A 21645-nucleotide genomic window follows, 5' to 3' on the forward strand; every position below is an offset into this window, starting at 1 on the left:
TTCATATGTGGCAGTCGCCGCGGTTCTCCAAGCGCTGGTCCTCGCGGGGTGCGATCGGGTGGCGGATAGCTCGGCCCCTGTGGCGGCCACCCGCGGCGCGGGCAACGACACGGCCGTCGATGGTACGGCGGTCGCGATGCCGCCCGCGCCTACCGGTCGCGAGCGCCTGATCCTGGCCTTTGGCGACAGTCTGTACGCGGGGTACGGCGTCGCGCGCGGTCACAGCCTGCCCGACGTGTTGCAGGCGACGCTCCGCCGCAAGGACGTCAACGCGACGATCGTCAATGCCGGCGTCTCGGGCGACACCAGCGCGGCGGGGCGCCAGCGGTTTACCTTCACGCTGGACAGCCTGCCCCGCAAACCCGATCTCATCCTGCTCGGACTGGGTGGCAACGACGTGCTGCGTCAGATCGCGCCCGCGGAGACCCGCGCCAACCTGACCGCGATGATGGACGAGGCGCGCCGCCGCAAGATCCCGGTCGTGCTGACGGGCATGCGGGCGCCTCCCAATCTCGGTCCCGAATATCAGGCGGCGTTCGACACGATCTGGCCCGATCTTGCCAAAACCTATGGTGCGGGCCTCTATCCGTTCATCCTCGACGGCGTGATCGGCGACGCTGCGCTGATGCAGCGCGATCATGTCCACCCGAACACACGCGGAATCGATCGGATCGCCGATCGATTTACGCCGATCATTCTGGGACAGCTCGATAAAGGCTGATACGGACCAATCGACCTGTTGACGACCGGACGAACCGCATGGTTGAGCATGGGGTCACGAGCGGTCGCAACGGGCAGCCGAGATGGGCAGCCGACAGGGGCCGCCGACAAGGGCGAATGCAGGGGCGGAACGATGCATCGAAGTGGGTTGATCGCGCGGCTCGAACGCCATCTTGCGCTGACGGAAGAAGAACGCGCCGCGATCTCGCGCGCCGAGCAACGCGAGATCCGGCTCAAGCCTGGCGAGATCCTGATGGCCGAGGGCGGGACGAGCCATGCACTGTTCGTCGTCCATTATGGCTGGCTGCATTCGGCGGCGAGGCTCGCGGCCGGCGGCCGCCAGATCCTGCGCTTCCACTATGCCGGCGACCTGATCGGCACGTCGAGCATCGCCTGGTCGCAGGCCTCGGCGACGCTGACCGCGGTGTCGGACTGTACCGTCACCGAACTGCCCAAGGCCGATCTGGGCCAGATCTTCCGACAGCAGCCGCGGCTCGCCGGGCTGCTCTATGCCATCGCCGCGGCCGAGAATGTCGCGATGAGCGATCGGCTCACCTCGATCGGCCGCAAGGGCGCGGCGGAGCGGCTGACTACGCTCCTGCTCGATATCCTGGCGCGTCTGCGGGTCACCGCGGGTGGCGTGATCGATTCTTTCGACCTGCCCCTGACGCAGAGCGATATCGGCGATGCGCTCGGCTTGACCAAGGTGCACGTCAACCGGACGATCCGCGCGCTCGAGCGTGACGGCGTGATCGAGCGCAACGGTCGGCGCGTCCGGATCCTCGACCCGGAGCTACAGATGCGGCGGACGGGCTTTGTCGACCGCTACGGCGAGATCGAGACGGCGTGGCTGCCGCCGGCGCCGTAACCACGGCGCCAATCCGTTTGGCGGTCAGTTCGGCTCGACGACGAAGAGCGTCACGCCCTCATATTTGATGTCGTGCGGGTTGAAGACGGCGTCGGGGCGGAACCCCTCGTCGATCACGACGATATCCTTCAGGCCGGCGAGCTTGAACGTGCCGAGCTTGATCTCCTTGGGCGGCTGTCCGTCGCGCTGCAGCGTGACCGCGTCGACGAACACATCATCATGGCGCGTGAACAGGATATGCGGCGCGAGTTTGACATGCATCCGGTTGTAGACCGCGGTCACGCACTGGCGCAGCGCGATCGCTTGCAGCAGCAGCGCGTTGGCGTTGCTGGGGACGGAACCGGGTGTCGAAGAAGCAGGCATATGGTGCATCGCAGCATTGTTTAATGGTGTCGCGGCGTTCGCACGAACGCCGGCGGGGTGACAAGCGTAAACCGACGCTGCGGCGGGCTCAAGCCGCCGCGTCGACGCTGTCGGTATGGACGTCGAAGCCCACGAGCCGCGCTGGCCCGAACGTCGTTGTGAGCGCGGCATCGGTCGCATCGCGGCCGCGCGCCATCAGGATCCGGCCGATCCGCGGCTGGTTGTGTCGCGCGTCGAACGTATGCCAACGCCCGCCGAGATAGACGTCGAACCACGCCGAAAAATCCATCGGCGCATCGACCGGGGGAATGCCGATATCGCCGAGATAGCCGGTGCAATAGCGCGCCGGAATGTTCATGCAGCGGCACAGCGTGATCGCGAGATGCGCGAAATCGCGGCACACGCCCTGCTGTTCCTGATGCGCATCCCAGGCGGTCTTGGTCGCCCGCGCATGATGATAGCCGAACTCGATATGGTCGTGCGTGAACTGCACGATCGCCTGAACGCGTGCCCATCCTGAGGGCACATGCCCGAACAGCGACCAGGCGGTCTCGGACAGCCGGTCCGTCTCGCAATAGCGGCTGCCGAGGAGGAAGACGAGGATCTCGTCCGGCAGATCCTCGACGGCATGCTGAACGGCATCGGGATTGACCGGGTCGGGCTGCCCGTCATCCTCGATCGTGAAGTCGCACGACAGCGTCAGGCCGCCGGCGGGGAGGGTCATGCGCGTGCAGACATTCCCGAACGCGTCGAGATAATCGTAGATCGGGACGTCGGGGCTTGCGACGATCCGGTGCGGGGTGACCAGATCGCGGTTGCGCGACGGGTGAAGGCTCAGCATCGCCATCAGCGGCGTCGGAACATCGGCTTCGAAGCGAATATCATAGCCGGCGCGGATCAGCATGCGGTCGTCTTTCTCATGCCCGGACCGGCTGCGGCGCGAGCGGGGTTGTGGCTGTAGGGGCGACGTCCGGACCGTCGACGGCGATGTCGACTGAGACGGTCATGTCGAGGAAGCTGCCGGGGAAGCCCGCCCAGCTTCCCGAGATCGGCACGGCCTGGTAGATGTCGCGGGCGATCGCGACGCGGATCAGCCCGCGACTGCCGATGATGCCGTTGGTCGGATCGAACTCGACCCAACCCGATCCCGGCAGGTAGATGCGGACCCAGGCATGCGTGTTGCCGCCCCCCGTCCGCTGCTCGCGGCTCGATGGATTATAGACATAGCCCGACACGAACCGCGCCGCGAAGCCGAGCGCGCGCGCCGCTTCGATCATCAGCATCGCATAATCGCGGCAGGTACCCTTGCGCCGGGCAAGCGTCTCGATCGGCGACTGCGTCCCCTTTTCGGGGCGCGGCACATAGGTGAAGTCGCGCCGGATCGCCGCGGTCATGTCGGACAGCATCGCCAGCGTATCGGTCCGCCCCGAGGGATCGAGGAACCGCCGCGCCCAGCGATCGATCTCGCGGTGCGGATCGTGATGCTGGCGCTCGATCGACCGCAACAGGTCGGGCATGTCCTCGGACGAATAGGTGAACGGATAGGAGCGTGCGTACTGCTCGATATCGACCGTCGCGAGTTCGGCGGGGCTGTGATCAAGCCGCACCCGGCTGTCGAACACGAGTTCACGCGCACGGCGATCGAAGGTCGCGATCGCCACCGAATTGCCGAACACGTCGTGCAGCCAGCGCACCTCCGACGGTTCGGGGGTTATGGTCAGCTCGGCCGAAATCAGCTGCTGGTCATGGCTTTCGCGCGGACGGACCATGATACGGTGCTCGCCAAATGCTACCGGTTGCCGGTAAGTGTATCTCGTCACGTGAGAAAGTGTGAGAAATGGCATTCAGGATCCGTATCGCATGACCAACCGGACCGAGGGACCGCTGATCGCGGCAGGAGACAGGCCTCCGACCGTCATCGTCAACCCGAAAGGCGCATCATCGTTCCTACTGATCGGCGATCATGCTGGAAATTCAGTGCCCGTGTCGCTCGGATCGCTCGGTCTCGACGATGCCGAACTGGGCCGGCACATCGGCTGGGACATCGGCGTCGGCGAGGTCGGACGGTTGCTGGCGAACCGGCTCGACGCGGTCTTCATCCACCAGACCTATTCTCGGCTGGTCGTCGACTGCAACCGGAGCGAGACGCAACCCGATGCGATTGCCGCGACCAGCGACGGCACGCCGATCCCCGGCAATCGCGACCTGAGCGAGGCGGACAGGGCCGCGCGATATGCGGTGATCCATGCGCCCTATCATGCGGCGATCGCGGCCGAGATCGCACGCCGTGATGCCGCCGGACAACCGACCATTCTGGTTGCGCTGCACAGCTTCACCCCGGCGATGCGCGGCGCGGACGGAGCGGCAATTCGGCCCTGGCATATCGGCATCCTGCACGATGGCGGCGACACGCGCTTCGCCCTCGCGATGCTCGAGGTACTGGCGGATGAGCCCGACCTCGTGGTGGGCGACAACGAGCCCTATCGGATGGACCTGATCGATTATACGATCCCGCGGCACGCCTATCCGGCACGGCGTCTCTATGCCGAGATCGAGATCCGCCAGGACCTGATCGGCGCACCCGACGGCTGTGCCGCCTGGGCGGAACGGGTCGCGTCCGCTCTGACATCCGCCAGCGCGCACATCCGTTCCGCATGACACCAAACTTCCCGGGGATCGACCACCGCCTGTCTCGCGTTTGACGACCCGGGTCCCGTGACGCCGGCTGCATGGCCGGTCGTATGCCGGACCCGAGTTGGTGTTCCTGCGAGTAGAAAATTCGATGCCCTCGAGTCCGAACAACGTCCCCGGGAACGACTGTCAGCACGTATCGGGACATCCCGGCGAAGGCGACTATCACGAAGTGTTCGCCGCGATCGATATCGGCTTCGGACTGGTCGAGCTGATCTTCGACGGCGATCGCGCGGTCGATTGCCGGTTCCTCGAGACGAACGCGCAATTTCTCCGGCAGACGGGCCTGCGCGATCCGGTCGGACAGACCTGGCACGCGCTGCAGCCCGCACTGGATGGCGATTGGATCGGGACGTTCGGCGAGATCGCCCGGACCGGGCACGCGACCCGGTTCGAGACGCGCGTGGCGCGAGGCGATCGGCGCTATGATGCACAGGTCGCGCGGATTGGCGAGCCGGGCTCGGCCAGAATCGCCGTGCTGCTGAGCGACGTGACCGAGCGGCGCAGAACCGAGACGCTCGCCCGCGAAGCCGAAGAACGGCTGCAGCTGGCGCTTTCGGCCGGTGGCGGGATCGGTACCTGGGACTGGGATATCGCCCGGGATCGCGTCACCGCCGATGCACGGTTCGCCGTGCTGTACGGGGTGGATCCGGCAGCCGCGGCGGCGGGCGCACCGATCACGACGTTCTTTCAAGGCATTCATCCGGACGACCGCGCGCGCACCGAGCAGGCAATCGAGGCGGCGGTCCAATCGGGCGGACCGTTCGAAGCCGAATATCGCCTGCTGGAGCGCGACGGGACGATCCGCTGGGTGATCGCGCAGGGCCGTTGCGAGCGCGCGGCCGACGGGACTGCGCTACGTTTTCCCGGGATCAGCTTTGAAATCACCGCCCGCAAGCTCGCCGACGTGCGGCAAACCGCGTTGCTGGCGCTCGGCGATGCGATTCGCGATCTGACCGACCCTGCGGCAATCGCCTATGCAGCGGCCGAAATCCTCGGCCACGCCCTGCAGGTCAGCCGGGTCGGCTACGGTGTGATCGACACCCTTGCCGAGACGATCACCGTCGAGCGGGACTGGAATGCGCCGGGAACACTCACCCTGGCGGGCATGCTGCAGTTCCGCGACTATGGGTCCTATATCGAGGATCTGAAGGCAGGGCGCACGGTCGTGATTGCCGATGTCGAGCGCGACCCGCGAACCGCCGCGGGTGCTGCCGGCCTTAAGGCGATCAGCGCATGGTCGTTCGTCAACATGCCGTTGCTCGAACAGGATGCCTTCGTCGCGCTGCTCTATGCCAATCATGATCAACCGCGCGTCTGGGCCGAGGAGGAACTGCAGCTGATGCGCGAGGTCGCGGACCGGGTTCGTGCGGCGACGGAGCGGCTGCGTGCGGAAGCAGCGCTCCGCGAGAGTGAAGAACAGTTCCGCGTCTTCGCGCAAGCGGTGCCCAGCCTGATCTGGGCGGCGCGTCCCGATGGCGAGATCTACTGGGTCAACCAGCAGGTCTATGATTATGCCGGCATTTCGCCCGGCGCTCTAACTGGATCCGGCACCTGGCTGTCACTGGTTCACACCGACGACCGCGAGGCCACGGCGACGACGTGGCAGGCCGCACGCGATACGGGCACTACCTATGCCGCCGAGTTCCGGTTGCGTAGTGCTGATGGCGGCTACCGATGGTTTCTTGCTCGCGCGGAGCCGGTACGGACCATCGGCGGCCAGATCACGCGCTGGGTCGGCACCAATACGGACATCGACGATGGCCGCCGGCATGCCGCCGAACTGCTCGCCTGGACCGAAACGCTCGAGGATCAGGTCGCCGCGCGCACCCGCGAGTTGATGGATGTCGAGGCCGCGCTGCGCCAGAGCCAGAAGATGGAAGCCGTGGGCCAGCTGACCGGCGGGCTGGCGCACGATTTCAACAATCTGCTTACCGGGATCATGGGCAGCCTCGAATTGCTCGGCATCCGCATCGCACAGGGACGGCTGGGCGATGTCGAGCGTTACTCGCTTGCCGCACAGGGTGCCGCCAAGCGTGCCGCGGCGCTGACGCACCGCCTGCTGGCCTTTTCGCGGCGGCAGACGCTCGACCCCCGGCCGACCGACGTCAACCGGTTGATCGGCGGCCTGGAGGAGCTCGTGCGCCGGACGGTCGGGCCCGATATCGCCGTCGAGGTGGTCGCCTCCGCCGGGCTGTGGTCGACGCTCGTCGATCCCAACCAGCTTGAAAACGCGATCCTCAACCTGTGCATCAACGCGCGCGATGCGATGCCAACCGGCGGGCGGCTGACGATCGAGACGGCCAATCGCTGGATCGACGCGCGGATGGGCCGCGACCGCGATCTCGAACCCGGACAATATGTCTCGCTCTGCGTGTCCGACAACGGCACCGGCATGCCGCCCGAGGTCGTCGCCAAGGCCTTTGATCCGTTCTTCACGACCAAGCCCTTGGGTCTGGGCACCGGGCTCGGCCTGTCGATGATCTACGGCTTTGCGCGCCAGTCGGGCGGACAGGTTCGGATCTATTCGGAGGTCGGGGAAGGCAGCAATATCTGCATCTATCTGCCGCGGCATTTCGGTCCGTCGGACGAGGACGAACCGCAGCCCGACTTTGCCGAGGCCCCGCGCGCTATCCGTGGCGAGACGGTGCTGATCGTCGACGACGAGCCCACCGTTCGCATGCTGGTCGTCGAGGTGCTCGAGGAACTGGGCTATGCCGCGATCGAGGCCGCGGACGGGCCTGCCGGCTTGAAGATCCTCCAGTCCGACACGCACATCGACCTGCTGGTCACGGATGTCGGCTTGCCGGGGGGGATGAACGGGCGGCAGATGGCGGATGCCGCGCGCGTAGGCCGTCCGGACCTCAAGATCCTCTTCATCACCGGCTATGCCGAAAATGCGGTGGTCGGCAACGGCCATCTCGACCCGGGCATGCACGTGATGACGAAACCCTTCGCGATCGACGCGCTGGCCGGTCGTATCCGCGATCTCATCCGCCAGCCCTAGTCCACATGCCAGCCACCCCTCCCCGGGTTGTGCCAGTCCATGACGGAAAGTTCATTTAAGGGGTTTAACGCCGTTTCGGCCACAGCTAGAGGACCTGCTCAAAGGGGAAGCTAAGGCGATGATGCGGAAGGCAAGTTTACTTTCCGTCTGGGCGTGCCTGCCGGCGCTTGGCGCCTGCAACCGGCACCAGTCGACGCTGGCTCCGTTCGGCGAACAGGCCGATCAGGTGCTGTCGATCACCATCGTGCTGGTCGTCGGCGCGGTCGTCCTGGCGCTTGGCCTTGCGCTGCTGATGCGGCACGCGATCCGCGCGCCCGAGGGGCGGTTGACCCACAAGGGCGGGATGAAGATGGTCCTGTGGCTTGGCGGGATCGGCCCGTCGATCCTGTTGCTCGCGCTGCTGCTCTACGCGTTGCCCGCAATGCGCCCCCGTCCGGTCGCCGATGCCGACCTGCGGATCGGCGTCGATGGCGAGCAGTTCTGGTGGCGCGTACGCTATGCTCCTCCCGGCGGCGCGGTCGTCGAGGCGGCAAATGAACTTCGCCTCCCCGTCGGTCGCACCGTCGAGCTGTCGCTGCGCAGCCCCGACGTCATCCACAGCTTCTGGGTGCCGGGGCTTGCCGGCAAGATGGACATGATCCCCGGCCGCACCAACCGCCTGGTCGTCCGCGCGACCAAGGCGGGAACATATCGCGGCGTCTGCGCCGAATTCTGCGGGCTGGGCCATGCGCTGATGGCATTCGACGTCGTCGCGATGGAGCCTGCCGCGTTCGAGCGCTGGCTCACCGCGCAGGCGCGTCCCGCGACGGTCACCGCATCGCCCGGTGCGAGGCTGTTCGCCAGCTATGGCTGCAGCGGCTGCCACAGCGTGCGCGGGGTGGGCCCGGCGGCAAAGATCGGCCCCGACCTGACGCATTTCGGATCACGTCCGACGCTTGCCGCAGGGATCCTGCCGATGACCCACGCCAATATCGCGCGGTTCGTGCGTCAGCCCGGCAAGACCAAGCCCGGCGTGCGCATGCCCGCCTTCCCGCAGATGTCGGCCGCCGAAGCCGACCAGATCGCCAGCTATCTTCAGGGGCTGAAATGACGACCGACAGTCCGGCCTATGTCGCCCCCGACCAGAACGATCCCGCGGTCCGCAAGGGCCAGGAGGATCGCCTGCGCGAGGTCTGGAAACCGCCGAGCGGCTGGTTCTTCCGCTGGACCGACGTCAACAATAACCGGATCGGCGTCTGGTACACGCTGACCGCGTTCGGCTTCATGCTGTTCGCAGGCGTGCTCGCGCTGATCATGCGCACGCAGCTGGCGGTGCCGAACAACGATCTCGTCACCGCGAACACGTTTAACCAGCTGTTCACGCTGCACGGCTCGATGATGATGTTCCTGTTCGCTGTGCCGATGTTCGAGGCGGTCTCGATCATCCTGCTGCCACAGCTGCTCGGCGCACGCGACCTGCCCTTCCCGCGGCTCTCGGGCTTTGGCTATTGGAGCTTCCTGATCGGCGGCGTGTTCGTCTCTGGATCGATCTTCTTCGATGCCGCGCCGGATGGCGGCTGGTTCATGTATCCGCCGCTGACGACGCGGACCGATCTGAGTGGGCTCGGCGCGGACATCTGGATGCTCGGCCTCAGCTTCATCGAGGTGTCGTCGGTCGCAGCCGCAGTCGAACTGATCGTCGGCGTGCTCAAATGCCGCCCGCCCGGCATGCGGCTCAACCTCATGCCGCTCTACGCCTGGTACATCCTCGTCGTCGCGGTGATGATCCTGTTCGCCTTCCCGCCGCTAATCGCAGGCGACGTGCTGTTCGAGATGGAGCGGCTGCTCAACTGGCCGTTCTTCAACGCGGAAAAGGGCGGCGACCCGCTGCTGTGGCAGCACCTGTTCTGGATCTTCGGCCACCCCGAAGTCTATATCGTCTTCCTGCCGTCGATCGCGCTGTTCGCGATGCTGATCCCGACCTTCGCGCAGCGGCATCTGCTCGGCTATCCGTGGATCGTGCTGGCGGCAGTCGGCACTGCGTTCCTCAGCTTCGGGCTGTGGGTCCACCACATGTTCACGACCGGGCTGCCCAAGATCAGCCTCGCCTTCTTCGCGGCAGCGTCCGAGGCGGTTGCGATCCCGACCGGTGTCCAGATCTTCGTGTTCATCGCGACGCTCTGGGCGGGCAACGTCAAGAAATCGACGCCCTTGCTTTACGCGAGCGGCAGCCTTGCGGTGTTCGTGATCGGCGGTCTGACCGGCGTGATGGTCGCGGTCGCGCCTTTCGACTGGCAGGCACACGACACCTATTTCATCGTCGCGCATCTCCATTACGTGCTGATCGGCGGGACGCTGCTGCCGCTGTTCGCCGGGCTCTATTATTACTGGCCACTGGTGACCGGCAAGAAGCTGTCGGACAGGCTCGGGCGAACCGCGTTCTGGATCATGTTCGTCGGCATGAACCTGACCTTCTTCCCGATGCATCTGTCGGGCCTGCTTGGAATGCCGCGCCGCGTGTTTACCTACCCCGAGGAACTCGGCATCGGCGGGCTCAACCTCGCCTCGACCGCGGGCTCCTACATGTTCGCACTCGGCGTGCTGATCGTGTGTATCGACCTCGCGCTCTCGCCGCGCCGCCCGAAGGCGCCGCGCAATCCGTGGAATGCGGGCACGCTCGAATGGCTGGCGCTGCCCGATGACGAGGACTGGGGCATCCGCTCGGTCCCGCTGATCGAGAGCCGCTATCCGATCTGGGACCAGAAGAACTTCGTCCAGAAGGTCGACGAGGGCCGCTTCTTCCTGCCCGACGCGGAGGAGATGCGGCGCGAGTCGATCATCACCACCGTGCTCGACGCACGGCCGTTGCAGGTCATCCGCCTCGGCACGCCCAGCGTGAAGCCGATGATGACCGCGGTCGCACTGGCGGGCGTATTCATCCTGACGACCTATCACCTCTATCTGCTGTCAGCGCTCAGCGGCGTGGCGACGCTCGCCTGCGTGCTGTGGTGGCTGTGGACCGGCACCGCCGAGATCCCCGAAAAGCCGACCAAGCATATCGGGCACGGGATCGAGGTGCCGCTCTATACCTCGGGGCCATCGGCGCCGGGCTGGTGGGCGATGTTCATTACGATGATGGCGGATGCGACCGCGTTTTCGGGCCTCGTCTTCGGCTATTTCTTCTTCTGGACGATCCATAGCAATTTCCCACCCACGGGCGCGGGGCTGGACGGACCCGGCGTATTCTGGCCGATGGTCGCGCTGGCGCTGACATTGACCGGCTGGGCGGCGACCGTCGGCGCGCGCGAGGTGCACCGTCGCGGCAACGTCGCCGCGGGCCGCTTGCTGCTCGTTCTCGGCATCGTCGCAACGCTGTCGAGCCTGTTCGCCGGGCTCGCCGGGCCGTGGTATTCGGGGATGGACCCCGAGCTGCACGTCTATCCCGCAATCGTCTGGACGCTCGCGATCTGGACCGCAGTGCACGCCGCGATCGGCGTGATCATGCAGGCCTATACGCTCGCGCGCAGCCTCGCTGGCAAGATGACGCCGGTCTATGACGCCGATCTGCGCAACATTACCGTCTACCATCATTTCCTCGCACTGACGGGCATCGTGACGTTCTGCACGATCGGCCTGTTCCCGGGGGTCGCATGACAACGCCCAAGGACAATAGGAAACACTGGGCGCGCGACCTGAAGGTCACGCTTTGGACGCTGATCGTCCCGCCGACGATCTGGGCCGTGCATTTCCTGTTTTGTTATCTGTGGGTCGCAGTGACGTGCGCCAAGTCGCCGACTCCGGCGACGGCGCTGACGGGCTTTCCCGTGGCGACCCTGATAGCGACGATCGCCGCGTTGCTCGGCATCCTCGCCGCGGGCTACATCGCGCGTGTCCAGTCGCAGACGCCGGGCGACGCCCCGCCGCATGACGAGGGGACCGCGATCGACCGGCTGCGCTTCCTTGCGCTGTCGACCCGGCTGCTCGCAGGCCTGAGCTTCGTCGCAGTGATCTTCACCGCGCTTCCCGTCATCGTCTTCGGTGATTGCCGATGAGGCGCGCGAGCCTCGCGCTCGGCGTCGCGCTTGTGCCGATCGGCTGGGCGTTCGCCGCCGCGCCGCTCGGTATGGTCGGCCACATGACCGGCCACATGATCGCCGTCGCGGTTGCTGCGCCGTTCCTCGCTTATGGTATCGCGGGCAGCCGGTTCGATCCCGCCGAGCGCTGGCCGACAATCGTCACCCCGCTTGCCATGTCGCTGGTCGAACTGGTGGTCGTGTGGCTCTGGCACCTTCCTGCGCTCCGGCTGCGCGTCGACATGCAGCCGGTTGCGCTGCTGCTCGAACAGGCGAGCTTCCTCGCCGCCGGTCTGCTGTTGTGGAGTGCGGTGCTCGGCACGCGCACCGGCGGCGCGACCGACCGGCGCGTATCGGGCGTCGCGGCGATGCTGCTGACGTCGATGCACATGACCCTTCTCGGCGCACTCGTCGGCCTCGCCCCGCGGCCGCTTTACGCGATGATGGCGATGCACCCGGCCGGGCACGGCCTCGACGCGCTCGAGGATCAGCAGCTTGGCGGCGTCGTCATGCTGATGGTCGGCGCAGCAAGCTATTTCCTCGGCGGGCTCGCGATGCTCGGCGGGGTATTGAAGACACGGAGCGCGACGGCATGACGATCCGCATTACCTGGGCGCGCGCGATCGCCGCGATCGTCGCGCTGGCGCTGGCCGGGCTGTTGTTCGCCTGGTCGGGCGTGTTCAACATCGCCGCCTCGTCGGGTCATTGGAAGATAACCGACTGGTTCCTTCACTGGACGATGCGCAATTCGGTGCGCACGCACGCCGCCTTTACCGCGCCCGACGATCCCAAGGCGAATGAAGGCCTCGTCAGCGCCGCGGGCCTGTTCCGGGCAAGCTGCGCCTCGTGCCATGGCGCGCCCGGCGTGCGTCCGCTGCCGGTGATGCAGGCGGCGACGCCCCCTGCCCCCGACCTCGCCGTCAACGCGCGCGAATGGACCGACAAGCAGATCTTCTGGATCCTCAAGCACGGCGTCAAATACACCGGCATGCCCGGCTGGGCGGCCAAGGATCGCGACGATGAGGTCCGCCGCATGGTCGCCTTCGTCCGCCTGTTGCCGGAGATGTCGCCCGCGACCTACCGCGCACTGACCGAAGTCCCCGGCAGCGGCACCGCCGGTCCTGACGCAGCACGCATCGCCGTCTGCGCCGGCTGTCATGGCACGGACGGCCGCGGCCGTGGCCAGCCCGACATGCCCGTCCTCGGCGGTCAGAGCCCCGCCTACCTCCGTGCCGCGCTCCAGGCCTATGCGACTGGCAAGCGCCAGAGCGCGGTCATGGCCAACGCCGCCGCGACGCTGACGCCCGGCGAGATGACGCGGCTTGCGCGGCATTTCGCCGCCATGCCGGGTCTCGGCACCACCACAGCCTCGGGCCATCCGAATGCTGCGCGGATCGTCCGCGAGGGCCTGCCTGCCAGGCAGCTTCCCGCCTGCGCCAGCTGTCACGCGCCGGGCAAGCCCTACCCGGTGATCGCCGGGCAGAGCGCCACCTACATCGCACAGCGTCTGCGCAACTGGCGGGGCGACGAGACGGTGGTCGACGCGCGCAAGTCGCAGGCGACGATGCCGGTCATCGCGCGTCGCATCCCCGAGGACATGATCGACCCGATAGCCGCGTATCTCGCCGGCAAATAAGCTGCGTCCCGCCGTACGCGGGACGCAGCCCGGGTCAATCGCTCGCCGCGACGAAGACCGGTCCGTCCACGAAAAGGTCGGCTGCGCGCTCGCCGGTCGCGAGCCGCGTTCCACCCCACCATGCCGCAGGAACCGCCGCCCCCGACTGATCGAGCAATTCCGCCGCGCAGCGTAGTGAGACCGCAACCCGCAAGGTCTGTCCGTTCGCGCGGCGCTCGAAAGCGAGGACATGCGCGGCACGCGGTCCGGTCACGTCGAGAGGGGCGTAGTCACCCTGGGCGAAGATTTCAGGTGCGTCCGCCCGGGTCGCGAGCAGGCGGGCGATCAGCGCGAGCTTTGCGGGCGCATCGTGCCCGAGCAGCCGCGCGCGGCAGGCATAATCCACCGGCCGGCGGTTATCAGGATCGACCAGGCTGAGATCCGCCAGCTCGGTACCCTGATACAGATCGGGGACCCCCGGCACGGTGTAACGCAGCGCCGTCTGAACGAGCGCATTCGCCTGCGCCGCCGCCGCCGTCGCTTCGACCAGCTCATGCAGATCGCGCAGAAACCGCGCGGAACGGTCCGGGTCGAGCAAGGCGCGGGCGAGTGCGTGACAGCGGTCCTCATAGGCCTCGTCCGGCGCCTCCCAGGACGACCGCAGCTTGGCCTCGCGCAGCGACTTTTCCTGCCACCCGACGATGCGCTCGGCAAAAGCGGCAAGCCCTGCGCGATCGTCGATCTGGAGCTCCTCGGGCCACGCCCCGAACAGCGTCTGCAGCAGCATATAGGCGTCGCCTGGATCCACCGCGTCGTCGATACCGGCCGCCGCAGCGAGCCAGCCCGTCACGGTCTCACGCCAGCGGCCCGGGATCTCGCTCAGCACTGCGAGCCGGGCACGCACGTCCTCGCCACGCTTGTGATCATGCGTCGCCGAGGCCAGCATCGCACGCGGCCAACAGGCAGCGCGCTCCGCCATCGCGGCATGAAACGCCTCGACCGGCAGCGCGAACGCGGCAGGGTCGAACCCGACGTCGTTGCGCGACAGCAACCGGCCATAGCGGTAGAAGGCGGTGTCCTCGACGGCCTTGGCCACGATCGGTGCCGAGAGTTGCTGGAACCGCCTCACCGCGGCCGGGGCGAGATCCGGATCGCCCGGACCTTCGCCAGCGAGCCAGTCGAGGATCAGGTCGACGACTGGTCCTTCGCCGGGTGCCAGATGCGTCGCAACCCGCTCGCGCACGATCGCCCGGATCGCGGCATCGGCGGCGGGTGCCGCGCTGCCGGTGCCATAGGTGCGATAGACCGGGAAGACCCAGAGCATGCGCTCGACCGCCCGCCGGATCATCCCCGCCGTTACCCAGTCGCCTGTTGGCGTTGACCGCGCCAGCGCGACGAACGCCGCGACGCATCGGCCAAGCTGCCCCTCGAACTGCCAGGACAGCATGTCCCGACGCGCGCGCAGATCCTCGGGCTCGAACGCGGCAGACCGGCCGCTGATATCCGCCCAGAGCTCGGCGAGCGGTGCGGCGCCGTCATCGTCATGCAACAGCGCGGTGACCTGCGCCATGAAGTCGTAACCGCTGGTACCATTGATCCCCCAGTCGGTGGCGAGCGGTTCGCCCTCTGCCAGGATCTTCTCGACGACGATATAGGCCGGATCCGCGCCAGCTGGCGTGATCGCATCGAAGTGCGCGCGCAGCGTTCGGCAATAGCCGGCGGGGTCGGTCAGTCCGTCGACATGATCGACCCGGACACCGTCGATCAGCCCCTCGGCATAGAGGTCGAGATACAGGCGGTGGCTCGCCTCGAACACTGCAGGATCTTCCGCGCGCAGTCCGGCGAGATCGTTGATCGTGAAGAACCGCCGCCAGTTGAGATCGTCGTTCGCGGTGCGCCACGATGCCAGCCGGTAATGCTGCCGATCGAGCAACGCGGCCAGGTCGTCGCTCGTGGCGGTCGCGTGATCCTCGGGACGGAGCGGCAGACGGTGCTCGCCATAGGCGACGAGCATCGGCACATCATCGCGCAGTTCGACGCTGAGCGCGCCCTGCGCGATCGCCACCGACACCGGATCGCCCAGGATCGGCAGCAGGACTGGCTCGCGCCAGTCGATATCGAAGAACGGCGCATGGCGGCTCGACGCGCCGTTCGCGAGGACGTCGTTCCACCAGCCATTCTCGCCGCCCGCCACACCCATGTGATTGGGGACGATGTCGACGATCATGCCCATGCCGTGCGCCTTCAACCGGTCGACGAGCCGGCGAAACCCCGCCTCGCCACCCAGTTCGGGATTGATCCGGGTTGGATCGACGACGTCATAGCCGTGCGTCGAGCCGGACCGTGCCGTCGCGATCGGCGAGGCGTAGAGATGGCTGATTCCGAGTGCGGCGAGGTAGGGCACCTGCGCTTCGGCGTCCGCGAAGGTGAAGTCCTTGTGGAACTGCATCCGATACGTTGCGCGCGGCGTCATGACTCGCGCGCCGTTTCGATCAGGGCGATTCGTGCGGCAATCTCGGGGCGCGCGAGCAGCGCGTCGGTGGTGTCTGGCATGCGTCTCCGCCAATTGGGGTGTTCATCGGTCGTGCCGGGAAGATTGGGCTGCTCGACGAGACCGACGAGGTCCTCGAGCGGGAAGATCGCCAGCCCGCATGGCGTCCGTGCGACATGCGCCAGCGCGGCGTCGACGACCGGCGCGGTGTTGCTCGGCTCGGGCTGTGGCCCCGGCGCACCGAGCGCGGTCCACAGACGGGACCGATCCGCAGCGCGGGCCGCATGGTCGGCCGCCTCGTCGTCCGCCTCGCTGGTCCGGCCAAGGGCCCAGTTCCAGGCGATATCCCGCCCCTGCCACCAGCCCGCGATCGTCGCGAGGTCATGCGTCCCGCTCATCGCAACCGCGTCGACCGACCAGGAGTCGGGGGGAATGAAATCACCGTCGCCGTCGCGCTCGAACCAGAGCACGCGCATCCCCAGCATCGCCCGTGCGTCCATCGCCGCGCGAAACCCATCAGGCACGGTCCCCAGATCCTCGCCGATGACAATCGCGCGCGCGCGGTGCGATTCGAGCGCGATGATCCGCATCATGTCGGCAAACGGCATGTCGAGATACGCCCCGTCCGCCGCCGACGCGCCGTCCGGCACCACCCATAGCCGCCGCAAGCCAAAGGCGTGATCGATGCGAAGCCCGCCGGCATGCGCCAAGCCCGCGCGGATCGTCGCGATGAACGGCGCGAAGCCGTTTGCCGCCAGCGCGCGTGGATCGAAGCCGGTGATGCCCCAGGCCTGCCCGTCGGGCCCCAGCGGGTCGGGTGGCGCACCGATCGACAGACCGTTCAGCAAATCACCCCGCCGCCGCCACGCATGACTGCCGCCCGGATCCATGCCGACCGCGAGATCCGCGACCAGACCGACCGCCATGCCGCCATCACGTGCCGTGTGCTGCGCCCGTTCGAGCCCGGCATCCGCCAGCCACTGGAGAAAGACGTAGAAGTCGCACGTATCGCGCTGCTCCGTCATGAACGCGGCGACCGCGGCGCCATCGGGATCCTGATAGGCGGCAGGCCAGTCCTGCCATCCCCGGGCGCCCGACTGCGCAAGAAAATGCGCGTGAAGCGCATCGAACGCGGCGTGGAAACGCAGGTCGCTGCCGCCCCTAGCCGCGAACGCCTCGACCTCGGCCCGTACGGTGTCCGGCAGCGTGTCGAACTGTCGACGCAGTGCGACGAGGCGATCCGGGATCGCGCCCGCCCAGTCGATCAGCGCGGGCGGCGACCCTGCGTCCGCTGGCGCATCGCCGGCTATCATGGACGGATCGGCGAGCATGACGTTGAGGAACTGGCGGCTCGACGGGGCATAGGGGCTGAAGCGGGTCGCATCCGCCGGGAACAGCGCATGTGTCGGGCTGATCGCCACCGCATCGGCACCGCGCGTCGCGAAAGCGCGCACCGTGTCCGCAAGCGTGCCGAAGTCGCCGAACTCGGTGCTCCGGCCGCCGCGTAGGGCGGGGATCTGCACCGCCGGGCCCCAGAGCCGCCCACCTGCCTCGACTTCCGCGATCGTGACGCAGCGCGGTGGCGCAATCGCGAGCCGGATGTCCCGGCCGCCAACCTTGAGCGTGTGGTATCCTGGCTCCGTGATGCCCGGCAGTTGCCCGTCGACGATCGTCACGGCACGCGACGACCCGTCCTCCAAAGCCAAGACCGCAGGTCCGTCGCCCGACCCGATCGACACCGGCGCACCGATATCCGCCGAAACGAATGACGGAGGTTCGGCACGCTCCGTGCGCGCAGTGGTCAGGCTCGTGCGTATCGCCGCGTCGCTGTCGGCGGGAAGTCCGAGCGCGTTCAGGATCGCTTGCAACGCCTCGTCGGTCACGGTCTGTGCACGCCCGCCAGCGTCCTGCCACCGGGGCTGCAGGCCAGCAGCGGCGGCGAGGTCGTGGAGCAGGCTCATGCCGCCAGCCACACGGCGACGCTCGCGTGCTGCCCGGGATCGCCCTGCGCGAACAGCATCTCGCCGGAGGCTTCCGGAAACGCGACCGGATCCTCGCCGAAATTGAGCGCGATCGTGAGCACCGCGCCGTCGCTCAGCGTCCAGCGCGCGACGACCGCCGCCGGCCCGATCGCCTCGGCGCCCATCGCGCGCGTGCCGGACAGGCGCGGTATGATCGCGCGCTGCCGGACCGCGATCAGCGTGCGATAGAGATCGCGCCACGCATCGGCCTCGGGACCGGGTTCGGCGACCGACGCCTCGAAGGTCGCGCGGGCATTCGGATCGGGGATCGCCGCGCGGGCGGACTCGTCGGCGAACGCGGCAAACTTCGCAAATTCCCGGCGCCGCCCATCGCGCACCGCATCGGCGAGTTCGTCATGGAAGTCGGTGAAGAACAGGAACGGCGTCTCGCTCCCCGTCTCGTCCCCCATGAACAGCAGCGGGATCTGCGGGCAGAGCAGCAGCAAGGCGGTCGCAGCACGCAGCCGAGCGTGATCGGTGAGCAACGTCAGCCGCTCGCCAAGCGCCCGGTTGCCGATCTGGTCGTGGTTCTGCAGAAACGACACGAACGCGGTCGGTGAAAGGTGCGCGCTCGGCGTGCCGCGCGTCCGACCGTCATGATTGGCCGACCCCTCCCCCTGATAAATGAACCCTTCGCCCAGGCACCGCGCGAGACGCTCTGCCGGCCGGTCGGCGAAGTCGGCGTAATAGGCGCTGGTTTCGCCCGTCAGCAGCACGTGAAGGACATTGTGGAAGTCGTCGTTCCACTGCGCGTCATAGCCGCCGGGCCGCAGCCGATCGGCGTTGTTGTGCTCGTTCTCGAGGACAAGGTGGACCGGCCGGTCGGTTACCGTCGCGCGGATCTCAGCCGCCATCGCATCGAGGAACCGGTCATTGTCGATCGCGTGGACCGCATCGAACCGAAGACCGTCGATCCGGTAGTCGGTGAGCCACATCAGGGCGTTGTCGATGAAGTAGCGCGCAACGGGTTCGACATCGACCGCCACCGCGCCGCCCCAGGGGGTGTCGACGTCCTTGTGAAAGAACGATCCAGCATAGGCGCCCAGATAATTCCCGTCGGGTCCGAAGTGATTATAGACAACATCGAGCAGCACCGCGACGCCAAGCGCGTGTGCGGCATCGACCATCGCCCGCAGATCGTCGGGCGTGCCGTAGCTCTCGGCGACCGCATAGGGCAGGACGCCGTCATAGCCCCAATTGCGCGTGCCGCCGAACGCAGCGACCGGCATCAACTCGACCGCGGTCACGCCGAGCGCGGCGATCTCGGGCAGGCGTGCGGTGATCCCGGCGAAACCACCCATGGTGCCGGCATGGACCTCCATGATCACAAGCTCCTCCCAGCGCCGCCCGCGCCAGTCGGTCGATCGCCAGCGATACGCATCGGGATCGACGGTGACGCTCCAGCCGTGCACACCCCCCGATTGCTGGCGCGACGCGGGGTCGGGCACGACCAGGTCCTCGCCGATCCGGAAGCGATAGCGCACCCCTGCCCCGACATCGACGGTCGCGGTGAACCATCCGTCGGCCTGCCCGTCCAACGGCTTCGGCGCAGCCCCGTCGATCTCGAGCGTCACCCGGTCGGCATCGGGCGCCCAAAGCCGGAACGCCGTGCCGCCGCTCGCCGGCGTCGCACCCCACGCGCTCATGCCGCATCCATCGTCCAGGACAGCAGCGCCGCACCCTGCGGTGCGAGGTCATAGCTGTCGGTGATCGGCATTGGTAGCTGATCGGGCTTGGCGCTGTCGATCAGGACCATACGCTCAACCTCGGAGGGCGGTGGCATGGTGAAAGTCAGCGGTCCTTCCGACGCGTTCAGCAGCAACGACACGACCTGGATCCTGCCATCCTCGCACAGCGCCGCACGACGCATCGTCAGCGCACGGCCATTGGTGTTTTCCCAATCCTCGGGCGACAGCTGGACTCCGCGCTCGTCCCACCATTCGATGTCCTTCAGACCCTCCGCCGGAGTGTCGTCACCGTAGAGGAAATTGCCCGCGCGCAGCATCGGATAGTCGCGCCGCAACGCGGCCAGCCGCGCGGTGAAGTCGATCAATGCTTCGCCCTCGGGGGTCTTCGCCTGCGTCCAGTCGAGCCAGCTGATCTCGTTATCCTGGCAATAGGCGTTGTTGTTGCCGCCCTGCGTCCGCCCGAACTCGTCGCCCGCGACGAGCATCGGCGTGCCGAGCGAGGCGAACAGCGTCGTCAGCATCGAGCGCGCGACCCGCTTGCGAGTCTCCGCGATCACGGGATCGTCGGTCGGCCCCTCGACACCCCAGTTGCGCGAGCAGTTGTTCGAATGGCCGTCACGATTGTCCTCGCCATTCGCCTCGTTGTGCCGCTCTTCATAGGCCGTCGTGTCGGCCAGCGTGTAGCCGTCATGCGCGCCGAGCAGGTTGACGCTGGCCCAGGGGCGCCGCGCACGGCGATCGAACAGATCCGCCGACCCGGTCAGCCGCGCCGCCAGATCCGCGCGCTGCGCATGGTCACCGCGCCAGAACTTGCGGACGGTGTCGCGGTACTTGTCGTTCCATTCGGCAAAGCCCGGGGGGAAATTACCCAGCTGATACCCGCCCGGGCCGATATCCCAGGGCTCGGTGATCAGCTTCAGCCGGCCCAGCACCGGATCCTGCCGGAGCACGTCGAAGAACCCGGCGCCCGGATCGAAGCCGGTGTCCGTCCGCCCCAGCGTCAGCCCGAGATCGAAACGGAACCCGTCGATCCCAAAGCTCGTCGCCCAGTAGCGCAGCGAATCCGCGACCATCTGGATCACCCGCGCCTTGGTCAGGTTCAGCGTGTTCCCGGTCCCGGTGTCGTTGATCGAGAAGCGCGGCTGATCCTTGACCAGCCGGTAATAGCTCGCATTGTCGAGCCCGCGCCACGACAGCGTCGGCCCCTGCTCCGACCCCTCGCATGTGTGATTGTAGACGACGTCGAGGATCACTTCGATCCCCGCCGCATGGAGACGGCGGATCGACCGGCGCAGCTCGTTGTGGCTGTCGGTCGCAAAGAAGGAGCGTTCGGGCGTGAAGAAATTGAGGGTGTTGTACCCCCAGTAATTCCGCAGCCCCTTTTCCTGCAGGAACCGGTCCTGCGTATAGCTCTGGATTGGCAACAGCTCGAGCGCGGTCACGCCCAGCCGCTTCAGATGATCGATGACCTTTGGATTGCCGAGCGCGGCAAACGTCCCGCGTTCGGAGGGCTGCACCTCGTCGAACAGCTTGGTCAGGCCCTTGACGTGCGCCTCGTAGATGATCGTCTCGGACCAGGGCGTGTTCGGGCGGACGTCGCGCGACCAGTCGAAATGGCTGTCGGTCACGACACCCTTGGGCATGGTCAACGCATTGTCGCGCCGATCGAAGCTCAGATCCTCGCGCGCTGACTTGACCTGATAGCCGTACATCGCGTCGGTCCAGCGCAACTCGCCCGTCATCGCCTTGGCATAGGGATCGAGCAGCAGCTTGTTAGGATTGAACCGGTGGCCCTCTTCGGGTGCATACCGGCCATAGGCGCGATAGCCATAGGACAGCCCCGGCTGCGCATCGGGGAGATAGCCGTGCCACACCTCGTCGGTCCATTCGGGCAGGACGTAGCGCTTCAGTTCACGGCGGCCGCTGTCGTCATAGACGCACAGCTCGATCTTCTCGGCATTGGCCGAATAGACCGCGAAATTGACCCCGAGCCCGTCGAACGTGGCGCCGAGCGGATAGGCCGAACCGGCCTCGAGCGTATCAGGCAGAAGATGCAAAGCGAGCCCCCAGATTGACGCCAACCTCCACTATTCTAGCAGCGCGGCGGCGTGTCAGGGCGAAAACCCGCC

16 protein-coding genes are annotated in these 21645 nt (G+C 67.1%); 9 read left to right on the plus strand and 7 right to left on the minus strand.

The genetic code is table 11. The features are described from left to right. Window positions 1-7 precede the first annotated feature (7 nt). Window positions 8-721: an arylesterase gene (locus tag FHY04_RS04100; protein ID WP_311723629.1), complete on the plus strand. Its 714-nt coding sequence runs from the start codon at window positions 8-10 to the stop codon at window positions 719-721. Window positions 722-853: 132 nt separating this feature from the next. Then, window positions 854-1588, plus strand: a complete 735-nt coding sequence (locus FHY04_RS04105; protein ID WP_031395205.1) for a Crp/Fnr family transcriptional regulator — start codon at window positions 854-856, stop codon at window positions 1586-1588. A 24-nt stretch (window positions 1589-1612) separates the two neighbouring features. Here the strand turns inward: FHY04_RS04105 and FHY04_RS04110 are convergent, their stop codons facing one another. The 3 genes from FHY04_RS04110 to FHY04_RS04120 form a co-directional block, all read right to left on the minus strand. Next, on the minus strand, window positions 1613-1951 hold the full coding sequence (locus tag FHY04_RS04110; RefSeq protein WP_042467360.1) for a hypothetical protein: 339 nt from the start codon (window positions 1949-1951) through the stop codon (window positions 1613-1615). An 88-nt stretch (window positions 1952-2039) separates the two neighbouring features. Next, window positions 2040-2855, minus strand: a complete 816-nt coding sequence (locus FHY04_RS04115) for a transglutaminase family protein (RefSeq protein WP_183935505.1) — start codon at window positions 2853-2855, stop codon at window positions 2040-2042. A gap of 13 nt (window positions 2856-2868) precedes the next feature. Next, window positions 2869-3795 (minus strand): transglutaminase family protein, encoded by a 927-nt coding sequence (locus FHY04_RS04120; protein ID WP_042467344.1) that lies wholly within the window; start codon window positions 3793-3795, stop codon window positions 2869-2871. Between the two features lie 16 nt (window positions 3796-3811). On the opposite strand from FHY04_RS04120, the gene FHY04_RS04125 reads away from it, so the two are divergent. The 7 genes from FHY04_RS04125 to FHY04_RS04155 all read left to right on the plus strand — a co-directional run bounded on the left by FHY04_RS04125 (window position 3812) and on the right by FHY04_RS04155 (window position 13337). Further along, a complete protein-coding gene (locus FHY04_RS04125) occupies window positions 3812-4609 on the plus strand; it encodes an N-formylglutamate amidohydrolase (RefSeq protein ID WP_183935506.1) in 798 nt (265 codons plus the stop codon). A gap of 124 nt (window positions 4610-4733) precedes the next feature. Continuing rightward, complete coding sequence (locus FHY04_RS04130) at window positions 4734-7649, plus strand: PAS domain-containing protein (RefSeq protein ID WP_260171317.1); 2916 nt, start codon at window positions 4734-4736, stop codon at window positions 7647-7649. Between the two features lie 121 nt (window positions 7650-7770). Continuing rightward, the gene (locus FHY04_RS04135) at window positions 7771-8739 is read left to right on the plus strand and encodes a c-type cytochrome (RefSeq protein WP_183935828.1); all 969 of its coding nucleotides are present in this window, start codon (window positions 7771-7773) and stop codon (window positions 8737-8739) included. Next, window positions 8736-11282 carry a cytochrome c oxidase subunit I gene (ctaD, locus tag FHY04_RS04140; RefSeq protein ID WP_183935507.1) on the plus strand — a complete coding sequence of 849 codons (2547 nt, stop codon included), beginning with the start codon at window positions 8736-8738 and terminating at the stop codon, window positions 11280-11282. The genes FHY04_RS04135 and ctaD overlap by 4 nt, the downstream gene beginning before the upstream one ends. After that, window positions 11279-11680 carry a hypothetical protein gene (locus tag FHY04_RS04145; protein ID WP_183935508.1) on the plus strand — a complete coding sequence of 134 codons (402 nt, stop codon included), beginning with the start codon at window positions 11279-11281 and terminating at the stop codon, window positions 11678-11680. The genes ctaD and FHY04_RS04145 overlap by 4 nt, the downstream gene beginning before the upstream one ends. After that, window positions 11677-12297 (plus strand): cytochrome c oxidase assembly protein, encoded by a 621-nt coding sequence (locus FHY04_RS04150; RefSeq protein WP_183935509.1) that lies wholly within the window; start codon window positions 11677-11679, stop codon window positions 12295-12297. Before FHY04_RS04145 ends, FHY04_RS04150 begins: the two co-directional genes overlap by 4 nt. Further along, window positions 12294-13337, plus strand: coding sequence for a c-type cytochrome (locus tag FHY04_RS04155; protein ID WP_183935510.1), 1044 nt, complete (start codon window positions 12294-12296; stop codon window positions 13335-13337). Before FHY04_RS04150 ends, FHY04_RS04155 begins: the two co-directional genes overlap by 4 nt. Before the next feature lie 34 nt (window positions 13338-13371). On the opposite strand, the gene treY is transcribed toward FHY04_RS04155, so the two are convergent. Genes treY through glgX form a run of 4 tightly spaced genes read right to left on the minus strand, consistent with a single transcriptional unit; the run spans window position 13372 to window position 21573 of the window. Next, a complete protein-coding gene (treY, locus tag FHY04_RS04160) occupies window positions 13372-15789 on the minus strand; it encodes a malto-oligosyltrehalose synthase (RefSeq protein WP_183935511.1) in 2418 nt (805 codons plus the stop codon). Continuing rightward, a complete protein-coding gene (gene malQ, locus FHY04_RS04165; protein WP_183935512.1) occupies window positions 15786-17768 on the minus strand; it encodes a 4-alpha-glucanotransferase in 1983 nt (660 codons plus the stop codon). The genes treY and malQ overlap by 4 nt, the downstream gene beginning before the upstream one ends. Continuing rightward, window positions 17765-19474: a malto-oligosyltrehalose trehalohydrolase gene (gene treZ, locus FHY04_RS04170; protein ID WP_183935513.1), complete on the minus strand. Its 1710-nt coding sequence runs from the start codon at window positions 19472-19474 to the stop codon at window positions 17765-17767. Before treZ ends, malQ begins: the two co-directional genes overlap by 4 nt. Then, entirely contained in the window at window positions 19471-21573 is a 2103-nt protein-coding gene (glgX, locus tag FHY04_RS04175) for a glycogen debranching protein GlgX (protein ID WP_183935514.1), read from the minus strand. Before glgX ends, treZ begins: the two co-directional genes overlap by 4 nt. Window positions 21574-21645: the final 72 nt, after the last annotated feature.

It is taken from the genome of Sphingomonas sp. BK481, assembly GCF_014194875.1.
In the GTDB taxonomy this organism is placed as follows: domain Bacteria; phylum Pseudomonadota; class Alphaproteobacteria; order Sphingomonadales; family Sphingomonadaceae; genus Sphingomonas; species Sphingomonas aerolata.